15 protein-coding genes are annotated in these 15,079 nt (G+C 35.2%); 6 read left to right on the top strand and 9 right to left on the bottom strand.

Annotated elements, in window-relative coordinates:
• Entirely contained in the window at positions 1-939 is a 939-nt protein-coding gene (locus tag BLT84_RS01815; RefSeq protein ID WP_091262473.1) for a NifU family protein, read from the bottom strand.
• A gap of 126 nt (positions 940-1,065) precedes the next feature.
• On the opposite strand from BLT84_RS01815, the gene BLT84_RS01810 reads away from it, so the two are divergent.
• Complete coding sequence (locus tag BLT84_RS01810; protein ID WP_091262471.1) at positions 1,066-2,088, top strand: type IX secretion system membrane protein PorP/SprF; 1,023 nt, start codon at positions 1,066-1,068, stop codon at positions 2,086-2,088.
• On the opposite strand, the gene murI is transcribed toward BLT84_RS01810, so the two are convergent.
• From murI to BLT84_RS01770, 8 genes are all read right to left on the bottom strand, one after another.
• On the bottom strand, positions 2,085-2,876 hold the full coding sequence (gene murI / locus BLT84_RS01805; protein WP_091262469.1) for a glutamate racemase: 792 nt from the start codon (positions 2,874-2,876) through the stop codon (positions 2,085-2,087). The two genes, BLT84_RS01810 and murI, sit on opposite strands and share 4 nt — an antisense overlap.
• 63 nt (positions 2,877-2,939) lie before the next feature.
• Entirely contained in the window at positions 2,940-3,449 is a 510-nt protein-coding gene (locus tag BLT84_RS01800) for an OmpH family outer membrane protein (RefSeq protein ID WP_034893953.1), read from the bottom strand.
• Between the two features lie 40 nt (positions 3,450-3,489).
• A complete protein-coding gene (locus BLT84_RS01795) occupies positions 3,490-4,317 on the bottom strand; it encodes an OmpH family outer membrane protein (protein ID WP_034888569.1) in 828 nt (275 codons plus the stop codon).
• Between the two features lie 33 nt (positions 4,318-4,350).
• Positions 4,351-6,984 carry an outer membrane protein assembly factor BamA gene (gene bamA / locus BLT84_RS01790; protein ID WP_091262468.1) on the bottom strand — a complete coding sequence of 878 codons (2,634 nt, stop codon included), beginning with the start codon at positions 6,982-6,984 and terminating at the stop codon, positions 4,351-4,353.
• A 7-nt stretch (positions 6,985-6,991) separates the two neighbouring features.
• Positions 6,992-7,729, bottom strand: a complete 738-nt coding sequence (locus BLT84_RS01785; RefSeq protein WP_091262466.1) for an isoprenyl transferase — start codon at positions 7,727-7,729, stop codon at positions 6,992-6,994.
• A 7-nt stretch (positions 7,730-7,736) separates the two neighbouring features.
• Positions 7,737-8,441: a DUF6089 family protein gene (locus BLT84_RS01780; RefSeq protein ID WP_091262464.1), complete on the bottom strand. Its 705-nt coding sequence runs from the start codon at positions 8,439-8,441 to the stop codon at positions 7,737-7,739.
• Positions 8,442-8,541: 100 nt separating this feature from the next.
• Positions 8,542-9,426: an NAD kinase gene (locus BLT84_RS01775; protein WP_091262462.1), complete on the bottom strand. Its 885-nt coding sequence runs from the start codon at positions 9,424-9,426 to the stop codon at positions 8,542-8,544.
• A gap of 2 nt (positions 9,427-9,428) precedes the next feature.
• Positions 9,429-10,085 carry a CBS domain-containing protein gene (locus BLT84_RS01770; RefSeq protein ID WP_034888580.1) on the bottom strand — a complete coding sequence of 219 codons (657 nt, stop codon included), beginning with the start codon at positions 10,083-10,085 and terminating at the stop codon, positions 9,429-9,431.
• Positions 10,086-10,175: 90 nt separating this feature from the next.
• Here BLT84_RS01770 and BLT84_RS01765 point away from each other — a divergent pair, with 90 nt between their 5' ends.
• The 5 genes from BLT84_RS01765 (at position 10,176) to BLT84_RS01745 (ending at position 15,072) form a co-directional block, all read left to right on the top strand.
• Positions 10,176-10,892: a pyridoxine 5'-phosphate synthase gene (locus tag BLT84_RS01765; RefSeq protein WP_091262459.1), complete on the top strand. Its 717-nt coding sequence runs from the start codon at positions 10,176-10,178 to the stop codon at positions 10,890-10,892.
• Positions 10,889-11,659, top strand: coding sequence for an alpha/beta fold hydrolase (locus BLT84_RS01760; RefSeq protein WP_091262457.1), 771 nt, complete (start codon positions 10,889-10,891; stop codon positions 11,657-11,659). The genes BLT84_RS01765 and BLT84_RS01760 overlap by 4 nt, the downstream gene beginning before the upstream one ends.
• Before the next feature lie 114 nt (positions 11,660-11,773).
• Entirely contained in the window at positions 11,774-13,021 is a 1,248-nt protein-coding gene (locus tag BLT84_RS01755; protein ID WP_034888584.1) for an OmpP1/FadL family transporter, read from the top strand.
• Positions 13,022-13,043: 22 nt separating this feature from the next.
• Positions 13,044-14,606 (top strand): G-D-S-L family lipolytic protein, encoded by a 1,563-nt coding sequence (locus BLT84_RS01750; RefSeq protein WP_091262456.1) that lies wholly within the window; start codon positions 13,044-13,046, stop codon positions 14,604-14,606.
• Positions 14,607-14,730: 124 nt separating this feature from the next.
• Positions 14,731-15,072, top strand: coding sequence for a phage holin family protein (locus BLT84_RS01745; RefSeq protein ID WP_034888588.1), 342 nt, complete (start codon positions 14,731-14,733; stop codon positions 15,070-15,072).
• Positions 15,073-15,079 lie beyond the last annotated feature (7 nt).

Genomic DNA, 15,079 nt, shown 5'->3' with positions numbered 1-15,079 from the left:
TTATCCGTTAACCGCTTCTACATAGCTCACATGGCCGTGAAGCATGTCTCTCATCATTGTTTCTATTCCGCTCTTTAAAGTGGCAGTAGAAGACGGACAACCGCTGCAAGCACCCTGTAAAATAACTTTTACGGTCTTGGTCTCTGGATTGTATGAATCGAACATAATATTACCTCCATCACTAGCAACAGCAGGTTTAATATACTCATCTAGAATATCTACTACTTGTTGGGAGATCTCATCTAGATCTCTAGGTTCTACTGCTTGTACTTTGGCAGAAGGTTTATTACTTTGAGAAACATTTTCTTCGGAGGTCTCTGTTTCTAATTCCTGCTTGGTCATTACCTCATTTCCCTCTTCAATATAGATTCTGATAAACTCTCGGATCTCCATGGTGATCTCATTCCAATCTGCTACATCATATTTGTTTACAGAGATATAGTTCTCATCCATAAAGATCTCTTTAACGAATGGAAAATTGAATAATTTTCTCGCCATTGGAGCATTTTTAGTGTCGTCTATATTCTTAAATTCTATGGGAGCTATTACCAGCTTTTTATTGGCAACAAATTTCATCACAGAAGGATTTGGAGTGCTTTCTGCATAAACTGTTACAGGTACTTTCTTAGAAGTAGACACCTCTTCCGTTTTTATGATCTCACTTCCGCTATTTAAATATTCTTTAAGCTGATCTGCTACTTCTTCTTGAACATCGCTCCATTCAACAATATTATATTTTTCTATTGCAATAAAGTTTTGAGTAATAAAAACCGTCTTTACAAAAGGAAGGTAAAAAAGTTGTTGTGCCAATGGAGACTTTGCAGCCTCTTCAATATTCTTAAACTCAAAACTATCGTGCCTCGTTAAGAATTGATTGGTCTCAAATTTTACGATAGCAGGATTAGTGGTGGGTTGTATATGGATGGTATATGGATTCATAGTTATTATTTTTTGCAAAATTACTAAAAGAAAGTAGGCTTAGCTACATATTCATAATTGATATTGGTGGAGACCTCTAAAATTTCCTTATATTTCTAACTTATTGGGGACCGATTAAAAGTATACATGAATTTCAAACTATTATTAAACCTTTTTAAAGGTTTGTTTCTTTGCGCGTTGTTTTTTTTTGGCGGCTGTCTTCAAACAACGGCTCAGGAAGTTATTCCAACCTATTCAGACTATCTTACAGATAACCTTTACTTGCTACATCCATCTATGGCTGGAGCTTCCAATTATAATAAAATTAGGCTTACCGCAAGACAACAGTGGTTTGACGTGGAAGATGCTCCAAGCTTACAAACCTTAAATGTGCATGGAAGAGTTTGGGATAAAATAGGGTTGGGCGTAATCGCCTTTAATGATGAAAACGGAAACTTTTCTACACGAGGATTCTATGGAACCTTTGCCTACCATTTATTAATGTCTAGAAGTGAATTCGACTTAAATCAGTTATCTTTTGGAATAAGTGGGGGGTTAATTCAGCATTCTTTAGATCAAAGTAATTTTAGGGAATTTGACCCTTTGGTAAGCGGTAATAATCAATCTGATTATTATGCCAATATGGATGTAGGGATGTCTTACTATTATCATGAATTCTACGCTCATGCTACCGTAAAGAATATATTGAATGTAAGAAGAGATCTATTCTTTTCTGATGCGGTACCTAGCAATCAGCGTAAGTATCTATTTTCTGCCGGATACCTATTTACTAAGAATAATAGTGACTGGGGGTATGAGCCTTCTGTAATGCTACAATTAAGAGATGCAACTAAAGAGGCATCTGTAGATGTAAACTTTAAAGTATATAAAGAACTGGAAAATGGAAGTCTATGGGGTGGAGCTTCTTTTAGACGTAGTTTTGAAGGTGCAGAATATACGTTGGATGGTGAAAAGGTTGAGAATCAAAAACTACAATATTTAACTCCGTTTTTAGGTTATGACTATAAGCGATTTGTATTTGCCTATACCTATAGTTACCAAATGAATTCTTTGGTACTTAGTAATTCCGGGTTTCATCAAATTACCTTGGGATATAATTTTGGAAAGAATAGGGAAAGATGGGAATGTGAATGTCCTGCTATCAATTAAAATTCTGCCTCAAATATTTGTGCATTAATATTAGACGTGTGTGCTAAATTTGCCAAAACTTCCTTGTCTGAGTTGGTATATAGTAGATGATTAGGAGTTTCTATTGATAGGTTTAACAGATCGAGCTCTTTAAGTACATTTCTAGTTTGCTTTGCAACCGCTTCTCCAGAATCTATAATAGCCACTTCCTTTGGTAGAATACTTTTGAGTTGAGGTAGTAAGTAGGGGTAGTGACTACAGCCTAAAACAAGGCAGTCTATTTCTTTCTTTAGGAATGGTTGAACTAGATCTATTAAAAGGGCATTCATTTCTATACTTTCTAGATTGCCTTCTTCAATAAGTTTTACCAATCCATGTCCAACCACTTCGGTGATCTCTATATCTTTAGAATAAAGTTCTGAAGTTTTAGCGAAAAGATCGCTAGAGAGTGTTCCTTTAGTGGCTAAAATACCAATAGATTTTGTTTTTGATTGTAAAGCGGCAGGCTTAATAGCGGGTTCAATACCTATAAAAGGAACGTCGTAATTTGCCCTGAGCCATTTAATAGCATTGGTGGTAGCGGTATTACAGGCAACCACAATAATTTTGCAGCCCATGTCTAAGAGTTTGTCTGTATTCTTAACACTTAAGTCTATGATCTCTTTCTTAGATTTTTCTCCATAAGGAGCATTCTTGCTATCTGCTAAATAAATAGAATTTTCCATTGGAAGTAATTGAATCACTTCTTTCCAGATGGAAGTTCCTCCAACTCCCGAATCAAAAAATCCAATAGGTTGTGAATTGCTCATTGCTACAAAAATAAAAACTGCGCCCCAATGGAGCGCAGTTTTATAAGATTATTTAAAGAAATATTACATTCCTAATTCCTTCTTTACATCTGGCATTAAATTATAACCATCTGCCATAATTACTCCAGATCCATTTGAAGAATCTAATACGTAGTTATATCCTTTAGCTCTAGCAACTTTTTGAATAGCTACTCTAGCTTTCTCGTAGATAGGCTTTAGAAGATCTACTTCTTTTTTCTGAAGATCCTGTTGAGCATTTTGTCCGTGCTCTTGAATTCTTCTTTGTGTAGTTTGTAGTTCTTGTGCTCTTTTAGAGTTTTCTTCTTCTGTTTTTGTAGCAGCTTCAGACTCGTAACGTTTCATCGTTTTTTGAGCTTCAGTCATCATATCTCTAATCTCAGCATCATAAGTTTTCTGAAGTTTTTCAAGTTGTGCTTGAGCTTCCTTAAAAGCTGGCATAGATTCTACTAATTCTTGAGAAGCTATGTGAGAAATCTTAGTTTGAGCGTTTGTAAAAGCAGTTGCTCCAATTGTTAAAGCCAAGGCTATAAAAAATGTTCTAAATTGTTTCATTTTTGAATTATTAAGTGTTAAGGTGTTAATTTTACTCATTTTAATTATTGTTTTCTGATTTTTGTACGGCTTCTATTTTTTGCTTTCTAACGTTATCTATAGAATCTTTCTTTCTTTGTCTTTCTTCCAGAACCTTAGCTCTTCGTTCTTCAAAAGCTCTCTGCTTTTCAGATCTTATAGAATCTCTTTCTTTTTTACGCTGCTCTATATAAGCTTCTCTTTCATTTTGAGCAGATTCTGCAGCCTGTTTCTTTTCTGTTATTTCCAGATCTTCTTCAACAGTACGACCTTCTTCCTCTTCCATTTTAGCAATTTCCTTTCTAGTGCTTAATTGCTCTCTATTGGCAGATCTCGTAATAATTCTAAGTACTTGATCACTTATGTTATGCTTCTCCGCAGAAAAAACCATACCCATATTTGAGGTTCTATCAAAAATGAAATCATATTTTCTAAGCTCTCCCATTTCCTGAATAGCATTAAAAACCTGATCCTGGATTGGTTTGATCAATTGCTTTTTTTGAAGGATAAGATCTCCATTAGGTCCAAATCTTTTTTGCTGGTATTCTGCTATTTTAGATTCTTCAAAACTTATGGTTGCTTCTCTCTCTTCAATAAGTTCTTTTGTTAATAAAGGTCTTTCTTGTTCTAAAGCAATTTTCATGCCTTCAACTTTTTTAAGATCTGTATCTAACTCATTTTTCCATTGCTGAACTCTTGTTTCTAATTGCACAGAGGCTTGTTGATATTCCGGAACATTTTGTAAAATGTATTCCATATCTATATAAGCAATCCTGTTTGGCTTTTGAGCTTGCATTTGCAATCCCAATCCTAGCGCGCAAGAAATAAGAATTAGCCTAAGGTGATTCATATTAATAATGTTAGAAATAATCGTGCCAAAATATTAAAACTGTTGCCCTATAATAAAGTGAGTTTCCCATCCATGTGCAGATGTTTCTCCCGGAAGTGGATCAAATCCATATCCGAAGTCAATTCCTAATAGTCCAAATTGAGGCATGTAGATTCTTAAACCAGCTCCAGCAGATCTATTTAAGATAAATGGATTAAAATCTCTAAAGTTATCATAGTTAGCTCCTGCTTCTAGGAAGGTAAGAGCGTAGATAGATGCCATAGGTTTTAATGTTATAGGGAATCTTAACTCTAAGGAATATTTATTGTAGATAACCGCTCCATCATTATCTGTAGCAGCGCTTAAACCATTTCTATCTATTGGTACGATTTGATTATCTGGATATCCTCTTAAACCAATTGTTTCTCTCCCATCCATACTAAATGCACCAAGTCCAGATCCACCTAAGTAAAATCTTTCAAAAGGAGGAATTCCTCGATCATTATTATAGGCTCCTAAGAAACCGTATTCAGCTTTAGTTCTTAATACTAGGTTACTGTTACCACCAAAGTTGAAAAGAGTGTTGAACCATTCTGCAGAGAATTTCACTTTGTAATATTCTAGCCATTTGAATTTCTCTTGATCTATTTTAGTTTGATCTCCAACAGGTTCTTCTCCTGGTTTCAATCTTGTTCCGTCTGTTAGGATTAGATTTCCATTTTCGTCTTCTAATTGGAATTCTCTTTGATTAGCAAGGTCTGCATAATCTGTTCCGTTTATTAGTGAGTATGGAGGGGTAAGTTTTGCAGTAAAGCTAAATAATGAACCTCCGGTAGGGAAAATTGGGTTAATTCTTCTGCTATCTCTGCTTAACCCAATTGTATAGGTTAAACTGTTTGAGAATCCATCTCCAAATGAGAATAGACCGGTGTTATAATTGTTAAGGTCATAACGTTGGTAACCTACAGCTTGAGATAATGTAAAGTAATCATCTGGCCAGTTTAAACGTTTTGCAAGTCCAACATTTACACCTAAAATATCAAAACTTCTATCTCTATCTGCTTTTCTTCTTTGATAATCATAGAAGAATTGTCTTGTGTAAGAAAAGGAAGTAGACAAGCTCACTGGCTTTACACCACCTAACCATGGTTCTACGAAAGAAAGACTATAGGTCTGGTAGAAAATACTGGCCTGAGCTCTTAAAGACAAAGATTGACCATCTCCCATAGGAAGAGGCTTATAAGATTCTTTATCAAAAATTCCTGCAAGAGAAAAGTTGTTAAATGATAAACCTAAGGTACCAATAAAACCTCCTCCACCATAACCACCTTGTAGTTCAATTTGACTACCTCCGGCTTCAACCACAGAATACTCCATGTCTAAAGTACCATTATCTGGATCTACGTTCTGAAAGTTAGGAATGATAGATTCTGCGTCAAAGAAACCTAATTGTCCAAGTTCTCTTATAGTTCTAATTACGTTCTCCTGGCTATATTTCTGTCCTGGTTTTGTGTAAAGCTCTCTGTAGATTACATGATCTTTTGTTTTATCGTTTCCAATAACACTAATATTATTAAAATAAGCTTCTTTCCCTTCAACTATTCTAATTTCAAAGTCTATAGTATCATTATAAACATTAGTCTCTACAGTATTGATATTGGCGAAAAGATATCCGTTATTTTTGTAAAGATTAGAAAGATCTTGTGCGTCTGGTTTAGAATCATCTGCAATTCTTTTCTTAAGCAATACTCCGTTATAAACATCTCCTTTTCTAAGACCAACTACTCTTCCAAGAAAATCATCTGTATATACCGTATTTCCAATAAAATCTATATTACCAATATAATATTTGTTTCCTTCTTCTAGGCTGATATTAAGAGCTACATTATCTGCGTCTTTTTTGATAAGGGTATCAGAAACTATTCTAGCATCTCTAAATCCATTCTCCTTATACTTATTTATTAAGCTGATCTTATCTGCTTCATAATCTGCTTCAATAAATTTAGAGCGCTTCCAAAATCTAAAGAAATTTTTCTCTTTAGTTTTTCCTAAAGCTCCTTTTAATTTTGAATCGCTAAATTTTTCATTACCAATAAATTCAATATCGGTGATCTTTACCTTTTGGCCTTTATCTATGTTAACAACCATGTTAACTTTATTTCCGCCGGTGGTATCTTTAACTTCGCTTGTATTAATGGCAACTTTAGAGTTAAAATAACCCTCTTTTTTATACTTGTTCTCTATATAATTCTTGGTGGTAGTGGTTAGATTCTCTGTAACCTTAGTTCCGGGAGTAAGATTGCTCTCTTTTATAAGGTCTTCTTTATCAGACTTTCTTTTGATTCCTTGTACTCTTACTTCAGCAAGTTCAGGAACTTCTTGGATCTCCAGTTCCAGATCTGCCACATCACCGTCTATGTTCGTAACATAAAAATTGATATCGCTAAATAGGCCAAGATCCCAAAGTTTCTTAAGCACTTTACTAAGTCTATCTCCGGGAATATAAAGTTCATCACCTTTCTTAAGGCCCGTGTAAGCTATAACGGTTTGCTCGTTATAAGTTACGGTACCGGTAACATTTATATTTCCTATGGTGTATTTCTTTCCGTCTGCCAGGGGTAAATCCTGGGCTTGAAATGACAGGGTAAATAAACAAAATGACAAAAGGATTAACCATTTTCTGGTCATTTCTGCACTAACTGATCTGCTCACTGGTTTTTCCAAATCTTCTTTCTCTGGTTTGATAATTATAAATGGCCTCGTATAAATTTTCTTTACGAAAATCGGGCCACAGTATATTTGTAAAATATAGTTCGGCGTAAGCTATTTGCCACAATAAAAAATTGCTTATCCGTTGCTCGCCACTAGTTCGGATAAGTAAATCTACGTCTGGTAAATTTTGGGTGTAAAGATGCTGATTTATAATTGATTCATCAATAGCATCGGGCATTAATTCATTGTTTTTTACTTTCTCGCTAATTTGTTTCACAACTTGAATTAGCTCTTCTCTAGAACCATAACTAAGCGCTAAAGTAAGCGTCATACGCTCGTTTTCCTTAGTTTTCTCTATTACTTCGGTTAATTCTTTTTGAGCTTTTTTAGGGAGATTCCCAAGGTTACCAATAGCTTGTAGTTTAATATTATTCTTAACCAGAGTTTTGATCTCCTTCTTTAAAGAAGATACTAACAGTCTCATTAAGGTGTCTACTTCAAGCTTAGGTCTATTCCAGTTTTCTGTGGAGAAAGCATAAAGTGTTAGATTCTCTACCCCAATTTCTGCACATCCTTCTACCACATCTCTTACGGCAATGGTTCCTTCTTCATGGCCAAGCGCTCTTAAAAAACCTTTTTGCTTAGCCCACCTACCATTACCATCCATGATTATGGAGATATGTTTAGGAAGGCTGTCAGGGTTTAATTTCTCTTTGAACATTATTTTCTTAATTGCAGTAACAGGGTTTTTGCCCGAACGTAAAGGTAAGGCTGATACCGGAAAAAATGTACCAGTCATTCGTGTTTTTATTCCCAAATTCTTTTGCAGGCTCTCTTCTTCCTAAAAGTTCTTGAGGATTACTTCCATCTAAATTGTCTGTAAAGGTATATCTAGCACCCACCTCTATAGCTCCAATGATCTTTGATGTGATTGTTTGTTTATACCCAAAAATAATAGGTACAGAAAACTCCCAGTTTCCGCTAGATTCTCTTAGATTTCCTACAGTTGGTAGGCTAGTGGTTAGAATTTGATGGTTAGAATGGAAATAAGTTATTCCAGAATATAAGTATGGAGTACCTTGTTGAACAGCATCTGTAAGGTCAAACTCCCAGAAATTGAATTCCAGACCTAAAGAAGCCTCAGCTATTTTATTGTCAAAAGTATAGCCTCTTTGTTGCCTTCTAATTTCATTAGATTTTGCATCATCTCCACTTACAAATCCATACATTATAGAGCCTCTAAAGCTATATCTTGGATGAGCATTCCATTTAGCAATACCTCCAACAACAAGACCGCTCGGGTTAATGTAAGCAGTGCTTCCCACATCACCAATATAATTGGCGCCGCCAACAAATGGTCCTATTTCAAATCTTTGAGCGATTGCCGTGGAGCAGCAAGCAAACATAAAAACTAATACAATAAGGTGCCTCATAGAATTTCAAAAGTTTGCAAATATAACAATAATGTTTGCCCTACAATAATTTGTGTGGTTTAGTATATCTTATTAAACAATGTTTGGGGGAAATTATTGTTTAATTCCTTTTGTCTTCTCCCCATAAAAGCTTTTTTCTCAATGTTTTTAGAAAACTATCTGTATGAAGCTCTACCATGCTTATCTTAAATGGAGCTGTTTTAATGATAATGGTTGTCTCATTGCTTAGGGTTGCAATGCGAGAATCCATAGATACAAGATAGAAATCTTCTCTTCCAGAGACCTTTAGGGTGATCTTGGTATTATCTTTAATTACAAGTGGTCTTGCATTTAAATTGTGTGGTGCAATTGGTGTAATAACCAATGCATCGGTATTGGGTACAATTACCGGTCCTCCGCAGCTTAATGAATAGCCGGTAGATCCTGTGGGTGTGGAAATAATTAAACCATCTGCCCAGTAGGAGGTTAAGTATTGGTCATTCAACCAAGTTTCTACAGTGATCATAGAAGTAGTGTTCTTTCTGCTAACCGCTATCTCATTTAGCGCAAAATCACTTTCTTCAATTTCACTGCTCTTAGGATCTGTTTCTATAGCAAGTACTGTTCTTTCTGAAATGCTGAATTTTTTTTCGAGTATGAAAGAAATCGTTTGTTCGATCTCTTCTTTCTGAATAGTAGCCAAAAATCCCAATCTTCCTGTATTGATACCTAAAATTGGAATATTTAGATCTTTTATGAAATTGATAGATTTTAGAATGGTACCGTCTCCACCTATACTAAAGAAAAGATCGTAGCTTTCATCCAATTCAGTAAAAGTGCTAAAATTGAGATACTCTTTTTGAAATGATTTATTTGCATTAATGATCTCCAAAAAGTTTTCTTCAATTACAACATTGATGTTTTGCTGCTCCAGAACGTCTAATAATTTTTCTATATAAATACCAGAGTCTTTATGGTAAAATTGACCGTAGATGCCGACTTTCATAATTAAATGTTTAAATATTTATCAAGATAGTCAGACCTGTCATCAAGATTCTTTTGAAAGCTATCTTCCTGATGTTCTGAAATAATTGAGTATCCATACCTTCTAAAAGTTTGAAGAATATCATTTAAAACAGAGGTGCTTAGCTTAATGGTTACCTGAGTGAGATCTGCAGATCTTGAAGATACAAACATACCTAAAAATGCTGCATTATGAGATTCTACAATTTGACTAATCTCACTAAAGGAAATATCTTTATTTAATTTTTCTATTACTAAAATTCCTCCTGGTTCATTTAAAAATGGAGTTTCATTAAAGAAGTTAATAATATCGCTCAGTTCCAAATAGCCAAGATATTTGTTTTCAGAATTTAGAACAGGCAGGATATTGGTTTGGTTTTGAGCAAATGTCTCTAAAGTATCTAGCCAATAATCTGTATCTCGAACAAAAAAACCTTCTAAAGAGTATTGATAATCTTTAATAGTTCTATCGGTCTCGAAACATCTAATATCATTTTCAGAAATGCTTCCCAGGTAAACGCCTTCATTTTGCACCGGCAAATGAGAGTACGTTAGTTTGTTGAATAATTTCTGTAATTCCTTAACTGAAGTGCCTAGATTTTGGATGCCTACATCGTTAATTATATGACTCTCAATACTCATAATTCCTCTTCATTTTTGTGCAAATTAATTAAAATAAAATTCAATAGGGCAGGCTCAACTTTGTATTTTTGTTAATCAAAGATAATTATAATGACTCATTTAAGCGTAAACATTAATAAAATAGCCACTTTGCGTAACGCACGTGGTGGGAATGTTCCAGATCTTTTGCAATTTACTAAGGATATAGAAAAATTTGGAGCGCAAGGTATTACTGTACATCCAAGACCCGATGAAAGACATATTAAATATCAGGATTGTATAGATCTAAAGCCTATTGTTACTACAGAATTTAATATGGAGGGGAATCCTGTTTCCTCATTTATAGATCTAGTTCTTAAAGTTAAGCCAGAGCAGGTGACACTTGTTCCGGATGCAGAAGATGCTATTACTTCTAACGCAGGTTGGGATACTTTAAAACATAAAGACTTTTTAACGGAGGTGATCTCAGAATTTAAGAGCAATGGGATTAGAACTTCCATTTTTATAGATCCAGATGTGGAGAAAATAAAAAATGCGGTGGCAACTGGCACAGACAGGGTAGAGTTATATACAGAAGCCTTTGCAGAACAATATGAAAAGGGGAATAAAGAAGCGGTGAATATATATGCAGAATGTTCAAGATTGGCTACAAGTTTGGGCATGGGAGTAAATGCTGGTCATGATCTGTCCCTAAAGAACATTGAATATTTTGCACAACAACTTCCAGATCTTTTAGAAGTCTCTATAGGACATGCTTTAATTACAGAATCTTTATACTTCGGATTAGAAACCACCATTCAGAAATATTTAAACCTTCTTAAACGATGATAGATTTAAAATCTACAATAATAGGTGAGGGGCAACCTCTTATCATATTGCACGGATTTTTGGGAATGAGCGATAACTGGAAAACTCTGGGGGGGAAATTTGCAGAGCAAGGATATCAGGTTCATCTCTTAGATCAAAGAAACCACGGTAGAAGTCCGCATACTGAAGAAATGAGTTATAGGGTGATGGCTCAGGATCTTAAAGAATATTGTGAAAAGAATGATCTCAAAAATATAATTCTATTGGGGCACTCTATGGGAGGAAAAGTGGCTATGAGGGCTGCTGGAGAATATCCAGATCTTATAGAGAAAGTCATAATTGTGGATATCGGACCAAAATATTATGCACCACATCATCAAGAGATTCTTGGTGGGTTGGATGCCTTAAGCAATCAAGTGCTTACCTCTAGAGGTGACGCTGAAGATTTTTTAGAAACCTATATTAAAGATAAAGGTACTAGATTGTTCTTGCTGAAAAATTTGTATTGGAAGACAAAAGAGAAGCTGGCTTTAAGAATGAACTTAGAGGTGCTCAAAGATGCTTCCGAAGAGATTGGAGAAGCTTTACCTGCAGGAATTAGGTTCAAAAAACAAACATTATTTATAAAAGGAGAGCGATCAAATTATATAACTTCTGAAGATGAGCCTCTAATATCTCTTCACTTTCCAAATAACGAAATCGTTGTAATTGCTAAGGCTGGGCACTGGGTGCACGCTGAAAACATGAAGGATTTTTATGCCAATGTAATGCGATTTTTACAGCCTTAGGGTGGATATATTATGTACGCATAATAAAAATGCCATATTTATTGCGTAATATGTATTTTATGCTAAATTTGAGGTGTACATTTTTCAAAAACGAAAACTAATCCAAATTAAATTATGAAAAAACTATTATTTCTAACGGTGTTTGTTTTGGCAACATCTGCCATCTACGCTGGAGGATATCGTGTGAGTTTGCAAGGACAGCGTGCCTTGGCAATGGGGCATACCGGTGTGGCCGTAGTTAACAGTGCAGAATTGGGCTTCTTTAATCCATCTGGTATTGTGTATCTAGAAAACAGATTAAATGTTTCTGCTGGGGTGAGTGGAGTATTCTCTAAAGTGGTATTTCAAAATGATGAATTTGGACAAACGTCAGAAACCGATAGTCCTGTTGGAACTCCTTTTTACCTTTATGCAACTTATAAAGTGAATGACTGGTTAGCAGTGGGGTTAAGTGCGTATACGCCTTACGGAAGTGCTGTAGATTGGGAACAGGATTGGGCAGGTTCACACTTAGTAAATAATATAGATTTAGCTGCTATCTATATTCAGCCTTTAGTATCTGTAAAATTATCAGAATACTTTAGCGTTGGAGGGGGGCCTATTTTTGTAACTGGAAGCGTTAACTTTAATAGAAACCTGAACAGAACTGTTACAGATATTGACGGAAATAGAAGTAATGTAACTGTAGATGCTAGTGGTGTTACAAACTGGGGATGGTCTGCAAGTGCTATGTTCTCTCCAACAGAAAATTTAAGAGTAGGTTTTAACTATCGTTCTGAAATACTTTTAGAGGCAGAAGCTGGGGATGCAACATTTGAAAATGTTCCTAATTCTCCTTTAACTCCGTTCTCAGATACTAAATTTGATGCAACTTTACCTATGCCTGCAGAATTAACAGTTGGTCTATCTTATGAATTTATGGATAAGTGGTTATTTGCTTTTGATTATAATCAAACCTTATGGAGCGTTTATAACTCTTTAGATATAGACTTCGCAAATGCAACTCCAGATTCTACAAATCCTAGAAACTATAAGGATAGTTCTAACTATAGATTCGGACTTCAGTACGAAGCTACAGATTGGATTACTTTAAGAGCTGGTTACTACTTTGATGAGTCTCCTGTTCAGGAAGGATATTTTGCTCCGGAAACTCCTCGTAATGATTCAAACAACTTTACAGCAGGTCTTTCGCTTAACATAAGTGATCATTTTGCTATAGATGCAGCTTTCCTTTATTCAAGATTCAAAGAAGTTGACGCTTCTTATGATTATTACTTTGAAAATGGAGTGGCAGTACCTTTCTCTGGAACCTATAAATCTAGCGCTTTTATACCTGGATTAGGAATTACTTACAAACTATAATATTATAAACCAGTTTATAAAAATGAAAAATTATTTAAAATATTTACCGTTTCTAGCTCTTGGGGTAGTTTCATGCGAACCAGAATTAGACAATCCTATAGATGAACCTGGTTTTTACTCTAACGGAGATGCAGATTTTACAAATTATGTTGCTCTTGGTAATTCCCTTACTGCTGGATACGCAGATGGAGCACTTTACATTACGGGACAAGAAACCTCTTACCCAAACATTTTAGCGCAACAATTCTCATTGGTTCAGGAAACTTCAGAATTTAAGCAACCTCTAATGTCTGATAATCTTGGAGGATTATTGTTAGCTGGAAATCAAATTACTTCGAATAGAAGAGTTTTAGCTGTAGATGCGAATGGAAATCCTGCTCCTAGAGTTTTAGCAGGAACTTCTACTACAGATATTACTAACGTTTTGGCAGGTCCTTTTAATAATATGGGTGTGCCGGGTGCAAAAAGTTTTCATTTATTAGCTCCAGGATATGGAGATGTATCTGGAGTTGCAGTTGGAACAGCCAACCCATATTTTGTTAGATTTGCTTCAACACCAGGAACAACCGTTATTGCAGATGCAGTAGCACAAAATCCTACTTTCTTTTCATTGTTTATAGGGAATAATGATGTGTTGGCATACGCTACTTCTGGAGGAATAGGAGAAGATAGAACTGGAGATCAAAATTTTGCTGGGTATGGAGCAAATGATATTACAGATCCTAGTGTATTTGGAGCTGTGTATTCTCAATTAGTTTCAGCTTTAACTGGAAATGGTGCAGATGGGGTGTTGTTGAATATTCCTGATGTAACTTCTGTTCCTTTCTTTACTACGGTTCCTAACAATGCCTTGGTATTAGATGCTGGTACAGCTGCTAGTTTAACTGGATTTTTTCAGGCTGTAACAGGAATCACTACTCAAAGCTTAATGTTAAAAGGAGTTCCTGGGCCACAAGCTCAAGCCCTAGCTGCACAATATGCAATTACATTTAATGCAGGTCCAAATAGATTTTTAATAGATGTGCCTAAATCAGATACCAATCCTTTAGGTTTCCGTCAGATGACAGATGATGAATTACTACTTCTTACTATCAATCAGGGTGCATTAGCGCAAGGTTACGGTTCTGTAGTATTATCTCCAGAGGTAATGCAAGTATTGGGAATTCTTCAAACTGGTGGTCAGCCAACTGCAGAACAAGCTCAGATGGTTATTGATGCAGTTAGCGGGATAGACGATAAAGATGCGTTAGATAGAGATGAGTTGCTTAATATTTCTACAGCTACAGCTAGTTATAATGCAACTATAAAAGGTCTTGCCGATGCTAATGGTTTAGCATATTTAGATACAAGAGCATTATTAACTAAGGTTGCTAATGGTGGTGTTGCTTATGATGCTGGTATGGTTACTTCTACGTTTGCTACTGGTGGTGCTTTTTCTTTAGATGGAGTACATCCAACACCTCGTGGATACGCCCTTATTGCAAATAGAATTTTAGATGTAGTAAATGCTAAGTATGGTTCTACGGTTCCTAAAGTAAATATTGGTAACTATAATACTATAACTGTAAGTAATAACGTACAGTAAATAATACCTATGATTTAAGGGGAAAATGTCTTAATTATAATTAAATCTTAAATTGTTAAAACGCCGGAACTTTTCCGGCGTTTTTTTTGCAATTTTGTTTCGAATCAATTCAAATAGAATTATTATGAAGTTCATTCTAAGAATATTACTTACTGCGGTGGCGGTAATTTTATTATCACAATTTTTACCTGGCGTAAGTGTAGCAGGATATGGCACTGCAATTATTGTAGCGATAGTGTTGGCGCTTTTAAATCTCATTGTAAAGCCAATCTTAGTACTCTTTACCCTGCCTGTAACTATTATAACCCTTGGGTTATTCCTACTTGTAATTAATGCAGTTATCATATTACTTGCAGATGGATTTATTACAGGCTTTGCAGTAGATGGTTTTTGGGTTGCATTAATTTTTAGCTTATTGCTTTCGCTATTTCAATCTGTACTTTATTCGTTATTAGGATCAGATTAAGCTAGCT

This window comes from Gillisia sp. Hel1_33_143 (assembly GCF_900104765.1).
GTDB lineage: Bacteria > Bacteroidota > Bacteroidia > Flavobacteriales > Flavobacteriaceae > Gillisia.
This window is presented reverse-complemented; position numbering and strand designations above follow the sequence as displayed.

What these genes read in the sequence shown, in the direction of transcription:
- murI (WP_091262469.1), bottom strand. Translation starts at nt 2,876, where the DNA reads ATGAGCAATTCACAACCTATTGGATTTTTTGATTCGGGAGTTGGAGGA.
- BLT84_RS01775 (WP_091262462.1), bottom strand. Translation starts at nt 9,426, where the DNA reads ATGAAAGTCGGCATCTACGGTCAATTTTACCATAAAGACTCTGGTATT.
- BLT84_RS01800 (WP_034893953.1), bottom strand. Translation starts at nt 3,449, where the DNA reads ATGAAACAATTTAGAACATTTTTTATAGCCTTGGCTTTAACAATTGGA.
- BLT84_RS01750 (WP_091262456.1), top strand. Translation starts at nt 13,044, where the DNA reads ATGAAAAATTATTTAAAATATTTACCGTTTCTAGCTCTTGGGGTAGTT.
- BLT84_RS01815 (WP_091262473.1), bottom strand. Translation starts at nt 939, where the DNA reads ATGAATCCATATACCATCCATATACAACCCACCACTAATCCTGCTATC.
- BLT84_RS01755 (WP_034888584.1), top strand. Translation starts at nt 11,774, where the DNA reads ATGAAAAAACTATTATTTCTAACGGTGTTTGTTTTGGCAACATCTGCC.
- BLT84_RS01745 (WP_034888588.1), top strand. Translation starts at nt 14,731, where the DNA reads ATGAAGTTCATTCTAAGAATATTACTTACTGCGGTGGCGGTAATTTTA.
- bamA (WP_091262468.1), bottom strand. Translation starts at nt 6,984, where the DNA reads ATGACCAGAAAATGGTTAATCCTTTTGTCATTTTGTTTATTTACCCTG.
- BLT84_RS01770 (WP_034888580.1), bottom strand. Translation starts at nt 10,085, where the DNA reads ATGAGTATTGAGAGTCATATAATTAACGATGTAGGCATCCAAAATCTA.
- BLT84_RS01780 (WP_091262464.1), bottom strand. Translation starts at nt 8,441, where the DNA reads ATGAGGCACCTTATTGTATTAGTTTTTATGTTTGCTTGCTGCTCCACG.
- BLT84_RS01765 (WP_091262459.1), top strand. Translation starts at nt 10,176, where the DNA reads ATGACTCATTTAAGCGTAAACATTAATAAAATAGCCACTTTGCGTAAC.
- BLT84_RS01785 (WP_091262466.1), bottom strand. Translation starts at nt 7,729, where the DNA reads ATGTTCAAAGAGAAATTAAACCCTGACAGCCTTCCTAAACATATCTCC.
- BLT84_RS01795 (WP_034888569.1), bottom strand. Translation starts at nt 4,317, where the DNA reads ATGAATCACCTTAGGCTAATTCTTATTTCTTGCGCGCTAGGATTGGGA.
- BLT84_RS01810 (WP_091262471.1), top strand. Translation starts at nt 1,066, where the DNA reads ATGAATTTCAAACTATTATTAAACCTTTTTAAAGGTTTGTTTCTTTGC.
- BLT84_RS01760 (WP_091262457.1), top strand. Translation starts at nt 10,889, where the DNA reads ATGATAGATTTAAAATCTACAATAATAGGTGAGGGGCAACCTCTTATC.